Raw genomic sequence first — 17,218 nt, 5'->3', positions numbered from 1 at the left:
GATGATTGATTTTTCGATGTTAGAGACGGAGTATAGTCCCTTTCTTTTTATTCCATTCAACAAAAATTAGAATAACTTTATGAATTTACTTAAATCACTGGCCGCAGTGAGTTCCATGACTATGTTTTCACGGGTCTTAGGATTCATTCGTGATGCAATAATTGCGCGTATTTTTGGCGCAGGTATGGCAACTGATGCTTTTTTTGTTGCGTTTAAATTACCGAATTTACTTCGTCGTATTTTTGCAGAAGGGGCATTTTCTCAAGCCTTTGTGCCAATATTAGCTGAATATAAAAGTCAGCAAGGTGATGAAGCAACACGTACTTTTATTGCTTATGTTTCAGGTATGCTAACACTGATCCTTGCTGTCGTTACGGTGATTGGTATTATTGCTGCACCATGGGTCATTTATGTCACTGCGCCAGGTTTTAGTAGCTCACCAGATAAATTTCAACTTACGACTGATTTATTACGAATAACCTTTCCTTATATTTTTCTTATTTCTTTGGCTTCATTAACGGGCTCTATTTTAAATACATGGAATCGTTTTTCAGTACCTGCTTTTGCACCAACATTACTTAATGTCAGTATGATATTTTTTGCTTTGGTTGTTGCGCCTTATTGTAATCCACCAATTATGGCATTGGCATGGGCGGTTGTTGCTGGAGGAATATTACAACTTGGTTATCAATTACCGCATTTGAAAAAAATAGGTATGCTTGTACTACCTAGAGTCTCATTTAAAAACAGTGGTGTTTGGCGTGTTTTAAAATTAATGGGGCCTGCTATTTTAGGTGTTTCAGTTAGCCAAATATCTTTAATTATCAATACAATTTTTGCTTCTTTCTTAGTGTCAGGGTCGGTTTCTTGGATGTATTATGCTGATCGTCTAATGGAGCTACCGACAGGTGTGTTAGGGGTTGCATTAGGCACTATTTTATTACCTTCATTATCGAAGAGTTTTGCTAGTGGTAATACTGAAGAATATAGAAAATTGATGGATTGGGGATTAAGACTGTGCTTTTTATTAGCACTACCTTGTACGATTGGTTTAGCTGTATTATCAGGGCCGTTAACGGCATCTTTATTCCAGTACGGTAATTTTAATGCTCATGATGCGTTAATGACACAACAAGCGTTAATTGCTTATTGTGTTGGGTTGATGGGCCTTATTATCATAAAAATCTTAGCGCCTGGTTTCTATTCTCGACAGGATATTAAAACGCCTGTAAAAATTGCTATCGCAACACTAATACTGACACAATTAATGAATCTCGCATTTGTTGGTAGCTTAAAACACGTTGGTCTTGCACTTTCGATTGGTATTGCAGCTTGTTTTAATGCCTCAATGCTATTTTGGCAAATACGTAAAAAAGATATTTATCAACCTTTGGCGGGGTGGCCAGTCTTTTTATTAAAACTAACAATTGCGTTGGTGGTCATGGGGGCTGTGTTAGTTGGAATGTTATGGATCATGCCAAGCTGGGATATCGGAAGTATGCTTATGCGTATTTTACGTCTATTACTCGTCGTTGTGGTTGGGGCTGGCAGTTATTTTGTGGCCTTGTATGTATTAGGTTTTAGACCTCGTCATTTTTCATTACGTGCTTTATAGTTCATAAAATACGCTCCCTGCTTTTTGTATAAAAGCAGGGAGGTTAAAATTAACAATATTTTTATCAGTGCCAATCCTCTCATTTAGAACCTTTCTCTATTTCTAGACTATTTATAATGCAATATTGATCACATTTTTGGTATTTAGTTAGATTATCTCTATGTCATCCAAAAAGAAAAATAGAATAAAAAAAACGCAGAAATTTTTTTTCTTCATTATTTTTTTATTAAATTTTTTTTTCAATTTCTGAATGATTTATACAGTTTTTCGGCATTGGAAAGCGTTTTTCAAGCTAGATACATAAAATAATCTAATCATTATTCATACCGAATATCTTTAGATAATTTGTTTACCTATACTGTTATTCTACATAAAGTAAAAAAATAGACGCTATATTCTAAGCACTTACGGTTTGACGAATTATCTTTTTTTAGATAAACTCTCTGGTGTTGTTTAGGTTTAAAAAATGACACATCTGTTAAATATTTCTTACTTAATGATGAGATATTACAAATATTTCAAAATATTGCAGTATATTTTAAAATATTTGATTTTTTTGATTTAAGACATATTATTATTTCTTTATTCAGGTAGATTAACCGTGACTGTAAAGTTATTTGCTTGTTATCGTTCAGTACTACTGAAAGTGATCATATCTATTTTGTCTGCGCTTCAAATAGGTAATACGATTGCTGGGGATAAGCAGTAAACAATAAGTCGCGTGAATAATGAAATTAATATTAAATCTATTATTATTAGATAATTAGATTACTGGTAATTCGGTATGGTACACTAATTATTGTTTTCATTTATCCGCCATTGTTTTCTGTTTTTCCCTCTCTTTTCAAATCCTTCGCAATAGTTCTTATTTTTTTCATTAATAGCTCAATAACTCAAATATTTCTCTATATGTTCGCTATACTCAAGGCAGTTATAAACTATTAGATATTTCTAGTTTAAAGACTACTAAATAATCAATTAGATGGTTTTTAGTAAAAATAAAAATAAAAGAGTGTCAAGGAGCTACTATGAAAAAAGCAATTATCATTTCTGTATCATTAGCTACGTTATTTCTTGCTGGTTGTACTGCTGATGGAAAAATTAACACTTCAAAATTAACGCCAGTTAACTGTGTGGGTGTCTTTGATAAAACGAATGAGCAACTGTCATTTACAGCTAAAGACGTTAACGACCGCTTTTATAGCCCAAGCAAGCCAATAGATAGTGTTGATGGTTGGATTGAAGCAAAAGATATCAGAGGACTATTGTGTCAGGATGTTATAACGGCTAATGAAGATTAATGACTAAGTAGCATTGGAAGTTAGATTGAGTGATTGTTTGAAGTGTTTTTTTAGCTATATCGAATAAATAATGAATGTACAAAAAAACCGATGGTCAAATGCCATCGGTTTTTTGTTTCTGTAATTTGCGAGCTTAAGCTAATTACATTCTATCGACCGTTTCAATCCCTAAAGTATCTAAACCTTGTTTTAAGGTTCTCGCGGTCAAACGCGCCAGTTTTAGACGGCTTTGGCGAGTGTTTTCATCTTCAGCAGATAAGATAGGGCAGTTTTCATAAAAACCAGAGAAGGTTTGTGCCAGATCGTAGAGATAAGCACACATCACATGAGGAGTTCCTTCACGAGCAACTTGCATGATGGTCTCATCAAATTGCACTAAACGTAATGCAAGTTGTTTTTCATGAGATTGTACTAATGTGATCGGCTGAGTTAATGTGTTTTCATCAATTTCAGCACGTTTAAAGATTGAAGCAACGCGAGTATAAGCATATTGCATATAAGGTGCGGTATTACCTTCAAAACTTAACATCAGATCCCAATCGAAGATGTAATCTGTTGTGCGGTTTTTAGATAAGTCAGCGTATTTCACAGCACCAATACCGACAACGCGAGCAACATTATTTAATTCGTCTTTATCCATATCTGGATTTTTTTCAGCAATTAATGTACGGGCTCTTTCTTGCGCTTCATCGAGTAAATCCGTTAAACGGATAGTACCGCCAGAACGTGTTTTAAATGGACGACCGTCTTTACCTAACATCATGCCGAACATATGGTGTTCAAGTGACATTGAATCAGGGATATAACCTGCTTTACGGACAATTGTCCATGCTTGCATTAAATGCTGATGTTGGCGAGAGTCGATATAATAGAGAACACGATCAGCATGTAGATTTTCGTGACGATATTTAGCACAAGCAATATCGGTTGTTGTATAAAGGTAGCCACCGTCTTTTTTCTGAACGATAACACCCATAGGTTCGCCTTCCTTGTTTTTATATTCATCAAGGAAAACAACCGTTGCACCTTCACTTTCTACAGCAAGGCCTTTTGCTTTTAGGTCAGCAACAATACCAGGTAACATTGGGTTATAAAGGCTTTCACCCATAATGTCATCTTCGGTTAATGTGACGTTAAGACGCTGATAAGTCACTTGGTTTTGTTGCATTGTGATATCAACAAGTTTGCGCCACATTGTACGGCAATACTCATCACCGCCTTGTAATTTCACAACATAATTACGCGCGCGCTCTGCAAAGACTTCATCTTCGTCATAGCATTTTTTTGCTTCACGATAGAACTCTTCGAGATCAGATAACGCCATATCTGCGGCATTTTCGTTTTGTTTTTTCTCTAAATACGCAATTAACATACCAAATTGCGTACCCCAATCACCGAGGTGATTAGCACGAATAACGTTATGACCTAAGAAAGATAATGTACGCGCACTTGCATCACCAATAATCGTAGAGCGTAAGTGGCCGACATGCATTTGTTTTGCAACGTTTGGAGAAGAATAATCAATAACAATAGTTTGAGGTGTAACAGATGTTACATTCAGATGTTCATCAACTAATGCGTCTTCTGCTTGCTTTGCAACCCATAGTGGCGATAAGAAGATATTGATAAAACCAGGGCCCGCGATTTCAACTTTATCTGCAATACCTGTAATATCAAGCTGTTCCAGAATTTTCTCTGCGAGTTGTCGGGGTGGGATCCCCATTTTTTTTGCTGCTCCCATGACACCATTTGCCTGATAGTCACCAAATTGCACTTTGGCTGACTGGCGGACAAGTGGTTCGCTATCAGCGGGTGCGCCAGCAGCACACATTGCCACACTGATTTTTTCTGAAAGAAAAGCCTGAATATTCACCGGGTTACCTTAAATTATTGAGAAAATAAAACCTGACGACAAAAGCCTGACAGGTTTATTATAAAGAATTAGGATTAACCTTGAATTTATAACATATTCCGGCTAGAACATGCTACCATCTGCACCTTATCTTTAAGGTTTTTTCTCTGTTTTTTCATTAAGGTTACTCAAAATGGCGTTATTTTCTTCAATCCCTCAATTAAATGATTTAACTCACGAGCTTCCACAGTTTGAAGAAAAAATGACACAGCTTGCCAATCAGTTAGGTTTAAATTTCACACTTTATCTTATTGACCATATTTCGTTACGTTGTCACGATTTAACATTGGCTGAACAATGGCGAAAAGGGCTTAGTCAATGTGGAAAGTGTATTTCTGATAATATTATTAACGGACGTCCAATTTATCTTTTTCAATTAGACACGCCATTAACGGTTTTAAATCAAGCTGTTTCCATTGTTGAATTACCATTCCCTACCCATAAAATATATAAGTACCAAGGTTGGGAGCATATTGAGCAAGTGATCCCTGTTGAGCCTTCTGATTTAGTTAATAACGTTATGTCATTTTTACCATCTCCTTTGCCGGAGGGTATTAGCTTGAAAATCAGTGAACCTAAAGGTGAAAAAGAACGCTTGCCCAATCCCACGGTGGCTATTTCTAATAGTAAAGTGACAGTGAAATATCATCCTTATTCGTTACTTGAAATTGTACAAAGTGAGTGTTGAACGACACTTTCAGAAAATAGTTTGCTTGTGTCAGCACAAAACTCTGATAGTGGAATTGAATGAATAGAGATATTCGACAACTATTGTTAGTAATCGCTGAGAAATGATATTTATTTTCTGATTACTTTCTGTATTAAGGATAAAGAGGGATGATATGGCTACGTTGGAGATTTGTTGTTTTGGCGCAGAGTGTGCGCTGGTGGCAGAACGAGCAGGTGCGGATAGAATTGAGCTATGCACTAGTCCATCAGAAGGCGGCATTACGCCAAGCTTTGGAATGCTAAGACAAGTCAGAGATCTGGTTCGTATTCCCGTTCATCCTATTATTCGCCCTCGAGGGGGGGACTTTTGTTACACACAAGCTGATTTCTCGGCAATGAAAAATGATATTAGCCTAATTCGTGATATGGGGTTTCCAGGCGCCGTTGTTGGCTTATTGAATGAAGAAGGACATATTGATTTGCCTAAAATGGAAATTCTAATGGAGCTTGCTGGCCCTTTAGCTATTACTTTCCATCGTGCTTTTGATATGTGTATTAATCCATTATTAGGGTTAGAACAACTGACACAGTTAGGTATTTCTCGTATTTTAACATCAGGCCAGCAGGCGAATGCGGAATTAGGTTTACCTTTATTACGAACATTAAATGAAAAAACACAAGGTCCGGTCATTATGGCAGGAGCTGGCGTAAGATTAAGTAATATCCAAAAATTCTTGGATGCAGGTTTAAAAGAAATACATAGTTCTGCGGGTAAGGTCGCGCCCTCAACCATGATTTATCGTAAAGCAGGTGTCACAATGAGCTCAGACAGTGAAGTTGATGAGTTTACCCATTATTGTGTGGATGAAGATACCGTTGAAGCAATGAAAGATATTATGAGTATTTATACGCCATTAGCTTCTTAGTTTTAATTAGCTTTAGTGACAGATTTTAAAACTGCGCCTTTTATAGCGCAGTTTTTTTATGCAATCTCATCTAATACTAAGGTATGTGTTATACCGCAACGTTCAACAAAGGCTTCATCATGGGAAACCAGTAATAATGTACCTTGATATTCAACGAGTAAATTTTCCAATAATTGTTTGGAGCCAATATCAAGGTGGTTATCTGGTTCATCAAGCAATAATACCGCAGGAGGAATAGGGCTGTGTGTTAAAGCTAATAACGTTGCTTTTAATTGTTCGCCACCACTTAGTTTTTCTAGAGGGAGTAATGACTTATCACCTCTGATCCTTAACATACCCAGTCGTGTTCGCCATTGCTCGATAGAAATAGCGGGTTGATATTGGTGCAGCGCCTGTGCAACAGGCAATGTTTTATCAAGCAAAGCAAGATGCTGATCAAGATAACAAAAGTCTTTATTAAGACGAAACTCACCAGAGAGTGGGCTAAATTGTTGGATCAGACATTTTAATAATGTCGATTTTCCACATCCATTTTTACCTTTAATATGCCAATGCTCATTACTGTAAGCTGAAAATGAAATAGGGCGCTGATAACCATACGGAAGCTGAAGATTATCCACAAATACATTTAAACGATACCCATTACTTTGGTAATTCAATACTATTTTTTGCTGATGAACATGCACTTTTTCTTCATCAACACCTTATTTTTTAGATTGCATATCTTCTATTACACGCTGATGCCGTTTTGCCACTGCCGATTGGCGTTGCTCTGCTCTATTTTTTTGCATATCTAGCAGAAGTAGGCACTGAGAGCCACTTTGTCTGATTGATTCACCTTGGCGTTTACGTTGCGTTGCTTTTTGCAAGGTAGCTTGTTGTTGGCGTTTTTCATTTTTAATTTGGCTGTTTAGTCGATCACTTACGGCTTCCAACGATGCTATTTCTGCGCTTTTTTGTGTTTCATATAAAGCATAATTTCCACCATATTCAGATAAACCTTTTTCACTTAACTCTAAAGTAGTGTCGGCATAAGTGAGTAAGTTTCGATTATGACTAACAATAAGAGAGCCTGCTTTGTGCTGAGCCAACTGTTTTATTAGCCACTGTTGTCCTTGATAATCAAGATGATTATCTGGCTCATCTAAGAGTAGAAAACTCTCCTCGCATAAAAAAGCGCGACAAAGTGCTAAACGAGTTTGTTCTCCGCCACTTAAATTCGCAATAGGGGTATCTAATACGACAGGGAGTTGTGCTGAATCTAATAAATTCTGCCACGTAACAGGAAGCTGCCATTTGCCATCAAGTAACTCAATATCTTCTAATGTCGCAATACCTGCATCAACGCGTTGGAATGCATGATAAATTTCATGAATATCTAACGCTTGAGCAAGAGTATCGCCTTGTAACCGGGTTAATTGATCAACGTGAACAAAAGGCATATTCCAATCAACTTGCCCAGATGAAGGCGTTATTTTTTGTGCCAATAATCTTAGTAGTATGGATTTTCCTTTACCATTATGACCGATTAATGCATTTTGCTGACAAGTCAACGAACGAGTTAATGGTGGAAAAAGGCGCTCTTGATTAAATTCGATAGTAAGTTGTGAGAAGTGACAGGCTATTGTCATAGTAATACCTCCTAAGCGAAATAGGTGGCAGACAGCCGAGATCTTTTTCTAGATGCGACGAAATAAATTATTGTCTGCCAGTAACAGAAAATGAATACCAAAAAGGTATTTGAGAAATTTTCTGGCAGAATTTAGTTCATCGTAGGGAAGTGCCTTTTTAAAAAGAGAAGTAATTGAATAGATAACGCGCGTATTTAAGCATGAATAAAGATGAACAACAAGCGCCGAATAAGATTATCTGCGTGTGGTTCTTATTTTACGAGCTTTTATTTTGAACATTATACGTTTATAAATTGATAATATATTAATGTAGGTAATGCAAGCTAAAGGTATACCATAAAATAGAGCGCCGTAAGCCATGCCAATATGTGGAACATTAAAATAATCGCTATGTTGAGGAATTAAATAAAGATAGTCAATTTTATTTAAATATTGGGGCGTTAATCCACCATAAGGGACTAAAAACTTAAAAATCATGACAGAAAAAAGGCATAGCATAAAATTTAAAACTAATAGTGCAGAATAGAATAAATTCTTCCCCATTTCTTCTTTAGTTTTTACTTGGTAACCATTGATAATTCGATTGGCAACAATCACAGCATAGAGCCAAATAATCAGGTTTTCATCACCCATAATCATACTATTGATAATAAGTGCAAATATTCCATAAAAGGGAATAAGGGCAAAAATAAGCTTAGTACGAGCAAATGCAGCCATAAAAACACCTGAGTGCACGAGAATAAACTCAAATAAAAATAAAACGGTTAGATTATAAATTGTTTGAACTGAGAAATGTTCAGGAAACCACCAAACGGTAATAATAAAAGCGATATATAAAAGTTGTGTGGCGTAGTCAAATAATGAAAAAAAGAATTGTACCCCACGTTGTAATGGTGTTAATGGGAGACATTTTGCTGATGTGGTTTCTACAAAGGACGAAAAAATAGGATCATCATATTGCTGACGCTTATTTTTTTGTAAAAGAGCGTGTTGTTTTTTTTGTGTTATTTCCTTTTGGGTTGCAACTTTGCTTTTTGGTGTCTTTGCCATAATTTTCTTTAATCGTTCATCTGCAAATAAGAGGACGTATAAGATGTCTTTAATAAAAAAACAAGATGAATATTATGAAAGAAAGGGATATTTAATAACTTGATATCCCTTTAGATCACAATAAAAAATTAAGGCTTGGTGGCAATTAATATCGCACGCTTAGGTGCTGGATAACCTTCAACCGTTTTTGTTTTATCATCAGCATCTAAGAACGCATCTAATGAATCTGTTATCATCCAATCTGTTTTACGCTGTTCATCCAGAGAGGTTGTGTTTTCATCGACAATACGTACATCTTTAAAACCACATTTTTCTAGCCAAACCTTTAGCATTTTTGCTGATGGAATAAAGTATACGTTACGCATTTGTGCATAACGTTCACCTGGGATCAGACATTGAAATTCATCACCATCAACAACGAGGCTTTCTAATACTAATTCACCGCCCGAAACCAATTGATTTTTTAATTGCCATAAATGATCAAGCGGTGAACGACGATGATAAAGTACGCCCATTGAGAATACGGTATCAAAGGCTTTTAATTCTGGTATTTGTTCAATACCAACAGGAATTAAATGTGCACGTTGATCATTTCCTAATAATTTTCTGACAGCTTCAAATTGGCATAAGAAAAGTTGAGTAGGGTCGATCCCCACAACAAACTCAGCCCCTTCACCTAGCATTCGCCACATGTGATAACCACTACCACAACCTACATCCAACACTAAACGGCCTTCAAGAGGGGAAAGGTGAGGTAAAACACGCTCCCATTTCCAATCTGAACGCCACTCTGTATCAATATCGACCCCATAAAGAGAGAAAGGGCCTTTTCGCCATGGCATTAAGGATTTCAGAATATTATTTAAACCCAGTTGTTCGCCTGCACTTAATGTAGGTGTTTTATTGGCAATTACTCCATTTTTTAAATCAAGTTCTGTAGGGATTATTTCTGGCAAACCATCGAGCATTCTTTCCCATGAAGAAAAGTGACCGTGTAACGCGTTTGAGCGCCATTCTGATAATTGAGCCGGTAATGTATCTAACCAATGAAATAAGCGCTCATCTTGCGCAATAAGTTGATAGAACGAGCCAAAATTAATCATTAGTTATTGCCTTTAATCGCTAAAAGAGAGCCGAAATTAAAACATTGGAACCAAACTTCTGCATGAGGGAAACCCGCATTATGTAAGCGAGTTTTATGGGTTTCGACCGAGTCTGTCAGCATAACATTTTCTAACATGCTACGTTTTTGGCTAATTTCTAATTCGCTGTAACCGTTAGCGCGTTTGAAATCATGGTGCATATTAAACAACAATTCACCAATTTCGTTATCTTCAAAACTGAATTTTTCAGAAAGCACTAACACACCACCAGGATTAAGGCCTTGGTAAATGCGGTTTAATAATATTTGTCGATCACTCGGTGCTAAGAATTGTAAGGTGAAGTTAAGCACTACCATTGAGGCATTATTGATCTCAATATCAAGAATATCACCTTCGATAATATCGACGGGGGTATCTGCTTTATAGGCATCAATATGGCGTTGACAACGCTCTACCATAGCTGGTGAATTATCAACACCAATAATTTTGCAGCCTGTCACACTAATATTGCGGCGCATAGAAAGGGTTGCTGCACCTAAAGAACAGCCTAAATCATAGACTTGGCTATTGGGTGTAACAAAGCGACCTGCAAGCATACCAATCATAGAGATGATATTTGAATAACCAGGCACTGAGCGTTTTATCATATCAGGAAATACTTCAGCGACTTTTTCATCAAAGCGCCAGTCACCAAGGTTTGCAATAGGTGTCGCAAATAAGCTGTCTTGTTGTGATGATTTTGAATTCGACATAACTAAAATAGGTTTAAGGAATAAAAGAAGCAAGCATTCTACCAGAAGCGACGGTGCTCACAAAGTTGCATTATTTAGAAAGAAATTGGAAAAAATAAATAAACCTTTTTGATACCTTGCCGTTATTAGACACAACAGCAAGGATGTCGGTTTTGATCATGGATGATCATGTTATTCCCGCGAGGACTTAGTAATAAAAGGAAAAGATTTGTATCCAAGGAAGGAAATAAATATTAGCAATGATCATCAATACCATTGATAAATAAGTGGCAGCCATGCCTGAACGACGCCAACGAAGTTCACGGTGTTTTAATCCATAAGAGTGTAAAAAGCGACCTGCGATTAAAATTGAGCCACAGATGTGTACCATCCAAACAAAAGCACCATTCATTTCCATGACCAGTAATAAGATCATAGAAATAGGAATATATTCTACCGCATTGCCGTGAACACGGATGGCTGTTTGTAATTCATAAAAGCCACCATCACCATAAGCAACCCGATATTGTGTTCTGAGTTTTACAACATTGAGGGACAATTTAATCAATAATAGTGCGCCCAGTACGATATAAAGCGAGCTAACCATCTTTTCTCCATTGCCAAAGCCAAAAAACGGCGAATTTAATGATAAACCTCAAAGCGACTTCTGTCGCTATAAATAATTATTATTAATTAATTGTTTGGGGATTAGCAAATCCTTGAAAAGATGTATCATATAAACTAGGTCTATACTCTTATCTCTAGGAAGAATTTTCGTTATAATGTCTGCCTTTTTTTTGACACTACTCGAAAAAGACTATTGCCAAAATTTCCGCAGCAGAAAGCACAACAAGCTGAGTAAAAGGATATTGTATGCGTACTAATTATTGTGGGCAGTTGAATAGTGCCCATGTGGGCCAAAAAGTGACTCTTTGTGGTTGGGTTAACCGTCGCCGTGACTTAGGTGGGCTTATCTTTATTGATATGCGAGATCGCGAAGGTATTGTTCAAGTCTTCTTTGACCCAGAGCAGAAAGAGGCATTTTCTCAGGCATCAGAACTGCGTAATGAATTTTGTATTCAAGTCACAGGAACAGTACGCGCTCGCCCTGATAGCCAAGTTAACAAAAATATGGCAACAGGTGAAATTGAGTTAGCGGCAGAATCTCTGTCTATTTTTAACCGTTCAGAGCCATTACCGTTAGATAGCAATCAAACAAATACTGAAGAGCGTCGTTTAACTTATCGTTATTTAGACCTGCGTCGCCCTGAAATGTCTGATCGTTTAAAAACCCGTGCTAAAATCACAAGCTTCGTTCGCCGTTTTATGGATGGTGAAGGTTTCCTTGATGTTGAAACCCCGATGCTGACAAAAGCAACACCAGAAGGTGCGCGTGACTATTTAGTGCCAAGTCGTGTACATAAAGGTAAATTTTACGCATTACCACAATCACCACAGCTTTTTAAACAGCTGTTAATGATGTCTGGCTTTGATCGTTACTATCAAATCGTAAAATGTTTCCGTGATGAAGACTTGCGTGCTGACCGTCAGCCTGAATTTACACAAATAGATGTTGAAACCTCTTTCATGAGTGCAGATCAAGTGCGCGAAGTGATGGAGCGCATGATCCACGCATTATGGTTGGATATTCTTAATGTTGATTTAGGTGTATTCCCTGTTATGACCTTTGCTGAAGCAATGCGTCGTTATGGTTCAGACAAACCTGATTTACGTAACCCAATGGAACTCAAAGACATTGCTGATTTAGTCAAAGATGTTGAGTTCAGTGTATTTGCACAAGCCGCCAATGATGAAAAATGCCGTGTTATCGCATTGCGTGTGCCAGGTGGCGCATCATTAACTCGTAAAAATATCGATGAGTATACACAATTTGTTGGTATTTACGGCGCTAAAGGCCTTGCGTGGATGAAAGTCAACGAAAGTGCTAAAGGCATTGAAGGTGTACAAAGCCCAATTGCTAAATTCCTAACTAATGATGTTGTTAACGCTATTTTAAAAACAACGGGTGCAACTGACGGCGATTTAATCTTCTTTGGTGCAGGCCGTAAAGGCACTATGAGTGATGCAATGGGTGCTCTGCGTTTGAAAGTGGGTCGTGATCTTGAACTGACAGACTTAAATGCATGGAAACCATTATGGGTTATCGACTTCCCAATGTTTGAAGAAGATGAAGAAACGGGTAGTTTAAGTGCAATGCACCATCCATTTACTTCGCCGAAAGATCTCTCTCCAGCAGAATTAACAGCGCACCCAGTGGGTGCGGTGGCAAATGCTTACGATATGGTTATCAACGGTTATGAAGTTGGTGGTGGCTCTGTGCGTATTCACCGTAATGAAATGCAACAAGCGGTATTTAGTATTTTAGGTATTTCGCCAGATGAGCAACAAGAGAAATTCGGTTTCTTATTAGATGCACTTAAATTTGGTACACCGCCACATGCAGGTTTAGCCTTTGGTTTAGACCGTTTAGTGATGCTGCTAACTGGAACTGATAATATCCGTGATGTTATTGCATTCCCTAAAACAACAGCAGCAGCGTGCTTAATGACTAACGCACCAAGTTTTGCTAATGCTGATTCTTTAAAAGAGCTAGCAATTGCGGTAACTCAAAAAGAAGTTAGCGAAGATAAAGAGTAAATAATGAAATATAAGCGCCCGATATCCGTTTTAGTTGTTATTTATGCAAAAGAGACCAAACGGGTGCTTATGCTTAAGCGTCGAGATGATCCGGATTTTTGGCAATCGGTGACAGGCAGTTTAGAAGAGAACGAAGCGCCTTTTCAAACTGCGTTACGTGAAGTGCAAGAAGAAGTTGGAATTGATATCATAAAAGAAAATCTTGAGCTGGTGGATTGTCATCGCTCAGTCCTTTTTGAAATTTTTGCACATTTTCGGCATCGTTATGCACCCGATGTGACACATTGTCAGGAACATTGGTTTACGTTAGCACTGCCCGCAGAGCGAGAACTTGTGTTAACTGAGCATTCTCAATATCAATGGCTCGACGCACCACTGGCGGCAAAATTAACAAAATCCACCAGTAATCAGCAAGCGATTGAAGAATTTGTTATTTAATGATTAGACCACGTTTGGAGATATTTTCATGGCAGGTCATAGTAAATGGGCCAATACAAAACACCGTAAAGCAGCGCAAGATGCAAAACGCGGTAAAATTTTCACTAAAATCATCCGTGAATTAGTTACAGCAGCACGTTTAGGTGGTGGTGATCCTGCAACTAACCCACGTTTACGTGCGGCAGTTGATAAAGCATTATCAAACAACATGACTCGTGACACCTTAAACCGTGCGATTGCACGCGGTGTGGGTAATGATGAAAATGATAATATGGAAACTATCATCTATGAAGGCTATGGCCCTGCGGGTACTGCTGTGATGGTTGAATGCTTAAGTGATAATCGTAACCGTACTGTTTCCGATGTTCGCCATGCATTTACCAAAACAGGGGGTAACTTAGGAACGGACGGTTCAGTTTCTTATCTTTTCACCAAAAAAGGTGTAATTTCTTACGCACCGGGTGTTGATGAAGATGCTGTGATGGAAGCTGCATTAGAAGCAGGTGCGGATGACGTTGAAACTTATGATGATGGCGCTATAGATGTTTACACTACACCAGAATCATTTGGTGAAGTGAAAGATGCAATGGATGCGGCTGGTTTTGTCGCTGAAGCTGCAGAAGTTTCCATGATCCCATCAACAAAAGCAGAATTGGATATTGAAACAGCACCAAAACTAATGCGTCTTATTGATATGTTAGAAGATAGTGATGACGTGCAGGAAGTGTATCACAACGGTGATATCTCTGATGAAGTTGCAAAACAACTGGAAGATATCCTGTAATCGTTATAACGATTATCGAAAATAACAGTTTTGATTGCTGTTATTAAAAAGTGCGAAGAGAAGAGCAGAGCAGATTTTCTTGCTCTTTTCTCTCGCCATCGACCATATCGGCAACAGGAATTGATATGGCTATCATTCTAGGTATAGACCCCGGTTCGCGTGTTACAGGCTACGGTGTAATTCGACAACAAGGGCGACAACTTATCTATTTGGGAAGTGGTTGTATTCGTACACAAGTTCCCGACCTTCCTAATCGACTTAAACGTATTTATGCAGGTGTTAGCGAAATAATTACGCAATTTTCGCCTGATGTATTTGCGGTTGAACAAGTGTTTATGGCTAAAAATGCGGATTCTGCATTAAAACTAGGGCAAGCACGAGGTGTGGCGATACTGGCTGCAGTAAATAACGATTTACCTGTTTTTGAATATGCAGCTCGCCAAGTTAAACAAACGGTTGTGGGGACAGGCGCTGCCGAAAAAAGCCAAGTGCAACATATGGTGCGTTCAATATTAAAGTTATCTGCTGCACCACAATCAGATGCCGCTGATGCCTTGGCAATTGCTATTACACATTGCCACTTTAACCAAAATTTATTACGTGTGGGTGATCCTCGATTGGTTTTAACGCGAGGTCGATTAAGATAAGTTGTTATCTTGGTAAATGTCTTTGGTTTTTCACAGGCTGGATATACGTTCAGCTTTTTTTATGTTATAAACTTGGCGTAAATATATTTGCGGAGGCGTTAGGGTGATAGGTCGTATCAGAGGAATTATTCTTGAAAAACAGCCACCAGTGGTGCTGATCGAGGCAGGTAATGGTGTAGGTTATGAAATTAATATGCCAATGACCTGTTTTTATGAACTGCCTGATATTGGCCAAGAAGCCATTATCTATACGCAATTTATCGTGCGTGAAGATGCTCAATTACTCTATGGTTTTAACCAAAAACAAGAGCGCGCACTCTTTCGTGAATTAATTAAAGTCAATGGTGTGGGACCTAAACTCGCTTTAGCCATTTTATCTGGTATGTCTGCTCGCCAATTTGTGACCGCCATTGAAAATGAATCTATCACTTCATTAGTAAAATTACCGGGCGTAGGTAAGAAAACAGCAGAACGTTTAGTGGTTGAAATGAAAGACCGCTTTAAGGGTCTTAATGGTGATTTATTCGAAAATAGCGATATTGAATTACCAGAAAGTGCTTCGCCTAAAGCACCAAAAGTGGCTGATATTGAAGCTGAAGCTTCTGCTGCATTAATCGCATTGGGTTATAAACCACAAGAAGCAGCAAAAATGATCAGTAAAGTAGCAAAACTGGGTTCAGATAGTGAAACGCTTATCAAAGAAGCATTGCGCGCGGCTATTTAGGAGTAACACATTGTGATTGAAGCAGATCGCCTGATTTCAGCAGAAATTCAACAACCTGAAGAAGAAATAATAGATAGGGCTATTCGCCCTAAATCTCTTGCCGAATATGTTGGGCAACCACAAGTTCGTGAACAGATGGAGATTTTTATTCAGGCGGCTAAATTACGTCATGATGCACTCGACCATTTGCTTATTTTTGGCCCTCCCGGATTAGGTAAAACGACATTGGCAAATATCATTGCCAATGAAATGGGGGTTAATTTGCGTACAACATCAGGGCCTGTGCTTGAAAAAGCAGGAGATTTAGCCGCAATGCTAACTAACCTTGAGCCTCATGACGTACTGTTTATTGATGAAATTCATCGACTTTCTCCCGTGGTTGAGGAAATCCTTTATCCTGCAATGGAAGATTACCAACTCGATATTATGATTGGTGAAGGGCCTGCCGCACGTTCGATTAAAATTGATCTACCGCCATTTACTTTAGTGGGAGCAACCACAAGAGCTGGCTCTTTAACGTCACCTTTGCGTGATCGTTTTGGTATTGTGCAACGTCTTGAATTTTATAATGTTGACGATCTCCAACACATTGTCTCTCGTAGCGCTAACTTTATGGGACTAGAGATGACAGATGAAGGAGCCCGTCAAATTGCAATGCGTTCACGCGGTACACCACGTATTACTAATCGATTGTTACGCCGAGTACGAGACTTTGCACAGGTCAAAGGTAATGGAGCCATCGATGAGGATACCGCCTCTAAAGCACTTGATATGTTAAATGTAGATGCTGCGGGTTTTGACTATTTAGATCGTAAATTACTTTTTGCCATCATTGATAAATTTATGGGTGGTCCGGTGGGATTAGATAACCTTGCGGCCGCTATTGGTGAAGAGCGAGAAACCATTGAAGATGTGTTAGAGCCTTATTTAATACAGCAAGGGTTTATTCAGCGTACACCAAGAGGCCGTGTTGCCACTAATCATGCCTATCGTCATTTTAATCGAATTATGGAAGACTAATTTATTCAT

Annotated in this window: 15 protein-coding genes and 1 pseudogene; 10 read left to right on the top strand and 6 right to left on the bottom strand. The window is 38.1% G+C overall.

Translation table 11 applies throughout. The annotated features are described in order from the left end of the window. The first annotated feature begins 79 nt into the window (after positions 1 to 79). Together murJ and ABN256_RS02275 are read left to right on the top strand one after the other, a co-directional pair. Complete coding sequence (gene murJ / locus ABN256_RS02280) at positions 80 to 1,615, top strand: murein biosynthesis integral membrane protein MurJ (RefSeq protein ID WP_196554172.1); 1,536 nt, start codon at positions 80 to 82, stop codon at positions 1,613 to 1,615. A gap of 1,028 nt (positions 1,616 to 2,643) precedes the next feature. Beyond that, positions 2,644 to 2,916, top strand: a complete 273-nt coding sequence (locus ABN256_RS02275) for a hypothetical protein (protein ID WP_072068221.1) — start codon at positions 2,644 to 2,646, stop codon at positions 2,914 to 2,916. A 142-nt stretch (positions 2,917 to 3,058) separates the two neighbouring features. Here ABN256_RS02275 and argS read toward each other — a convergent pair whose 3' ends face one another. Then, positions 3,059 to 4,789, bottom strand: a complete 1,731-nt coding sequence (gene argS / locus ABN256_RS02270) for an arginine--tRNA ligase (protein ID WP_196554173.1) — start codon at positions 4,787 to 4,789, stop codon at positions 3,059 to 3,061. Between the two features lie 172 nt (positions 4,790 to 4,961). Here argS and ABN256_RS02265 point away from each other — a divergent pair, with 172 nt between their 5' ends. Further along, positions 4,962 to 5,516, top strand: coding sequence for a VOC family protein (locus ABN256_RS02265; RefSeq protein WP_196554174.1), 555 nt, complete (start codon positions 4,962 to 4,964; stop codon positions 5,514 to 5,516). Between the two features lie 154 nt (positions 5,517 to 5,670). Further along, on the top strand, positions 5,671 to 6,423 hold the full coding sequence (gene cutC / locus ABN256_RS02260) for a copper homeostasis protein CutC (protein ID WP_196554175.1): 753 nt from the start codon (positions 5,671 to 5,673) through the stop codon (positions 6,421 to 6,423). A gap of 56 nt (positions 6,424 to 6,479) precedes the next feature. Here cutC and ABN256_RS02255 read toward each other — a convergent pair. The 5 genes and pseudogenes from ABN256_RS02255 to ABN256_RS02235 form a co-directional block, all read right to left on the bottom strand. Next, positions 6,480 to 8,054, bottom strand: a pseudogene (locus ABN256_RS02255) (ATP-binding cassette domain-containing protein). Positions 8,055 to 8,288: 234 nt separating this feature from the next. Further along, the gene (locus ABN256_RS02250) at positions 8,289 to 9,104 is read right to left on the bottom strand and encodes a hypothetical protein (protein ID WP_196554177.1); all 816 of its coding nucleotides are present in this window, start codon (positions 9,102 to 9,104) and stop codon (positions 8,289 to 8,291) included. Positions 9,105 to 9,232: 128 nt separating this feature from the next. After that, complete coding sequence (cmoB, locus tag ABN256_RS02245; RefSeq protein WP_196554178.1) at positions 9,233 to 10,207, bottom strand: tRNA 5-methoxyuridine(34)/uridine 5-oxyacetic acid(34) synthase CmoB; 975 nt, start codon at positions 10,205 to 10,207, stop codon at positions 9,233 to 9,235. Next, positions 10,207 to 10,959: a carboxy-S-adenosyl-L-methionine synthase CmoA gene (cmoA, locus tag ABN256_RS02240; RefSeq protein ID WP_196554179.1), complete on the bottom strand. Its 753-nt coding sequence runs from the start codon at positions 10,957 to 10,959 to the stop codon at positions 10,207 to 10,209. Before cmoA ends, cmoB begins: the two co-directional genes overlap by 1 nt. A 187-nt stretch (positions 10,960 to 11,146) precedes the next feature. Then, a complete protein-coding gene (locus ABN256_RS02235; RefSeq protein ID WP_023582071.1) occupies positions 11,147 to 11,545 on the bottom strand; it encodes an MAPEG family protein in 399 nt (132 codons plus the stop codon). A gap of 266 nt (positions 11,546 to 11,811) precedes the next feature. Here ABN256_RS02235 and aspS point away from each other — a divergent pair, with 266 nt between their 5' ends. From aspS to ruvB, 6 genes are all read left to right on the top strand, one after another. Further along, positions 11,812 to 13,596 carry an aspartate--tRNA ligase gene (gene aspS / locus ABN256_RS02230; RefSeq protein WP_196554180.1) on the top strand — a complete coding sequence of 595 codons (1,785 nt, stop codon included), beginning with the start codon at positions 11,812 to 11,814 and terminating at the stop codon, positions 13,594 to 13,596. A 3-nt stretch (positions 13,597 to 13,599) separates the two neighbouring features. Next, positions 13,600 to 14,034 (top strand): dihydroneopterin triphosphate diphosphatase, encoded by a 435-nt coding sequence (nudB, locus tag ABN256_RS02225; RefSeq protein ID WP_072068213.1) that lies wholly within the window; start codon positions 13,600 to 13,602, stop codon positions 14,032 to 14,034. A gap of 28 nt (positions 14,035 to 14,062) precedes the next feature. Continuing rightward, positions 14,063 to 14,818, top strand: a complete 756-nt coding sequence (locus ABN256_RS02220) for a YebC/PmpR family DNA-binding transcriptional regulator (protein WP_072068212.1) — start codon at positions 14,063 to 14,065, stop codon at positions 14,816 to 14,818. A 125-nt stretch (positions 14,819 to 14,943) separates the two neighbouring features. Continuing rightward, a complete protein-coding gene (gene ruvC, locus ABN256_RS02215) occupies positions 14,944 to 15,465 on the top strand; it encodes a crossover junction endodeoxyribonuclease RuvC (RefSeq protein WP_006536599.1) in 522 nt (173 codons plus the stop codon). Positions 15,466 to 15,568: 103 nt separating this feature from the next. Continuing rightward, positions 15,569 to 16,189: a Holliday junction branch migration protein RuvA gene (ruvA, locus tag ABN256_RS02210; RefSeq protein WP_115349830.1), complete on the top strand. Its 621-nt coding sequence runs from the start codon at positions 15,569 to 15,571 to the stop codon at positions 16,187 to 16,189. Positions 16,190 to 16,201: 12 nt separating this feature from the next. Beyond that, positions 16,202 to 17,209, top strand: coding sequence for a Holliday junction branch migration DNA helicase RuvB (gene ruvB / locus ABN256_RS02205; RefSeq protein WP_340893085.1), 1,008 nt, complete (start codon positions 16,202 to 16,204; stop codon positions 17,207 to 17,209). The last annotated feature ends 9 nt before the right edge of the window (positions 17,210 to 17,218 follow it).

It is taken from the genome of Proteus sp. fly-1008 (assembly GCF_040140305.1).
Lineage (GTDB): Bacteria > Pseudomonadota > Gammaproteobacteria > Enterobacterales > Enterobacteriaceae > Proteus > Proteus vulgaris_B.
This window is presented reverse-complemented; position numbering and strand designations above follow the sequence as displayed.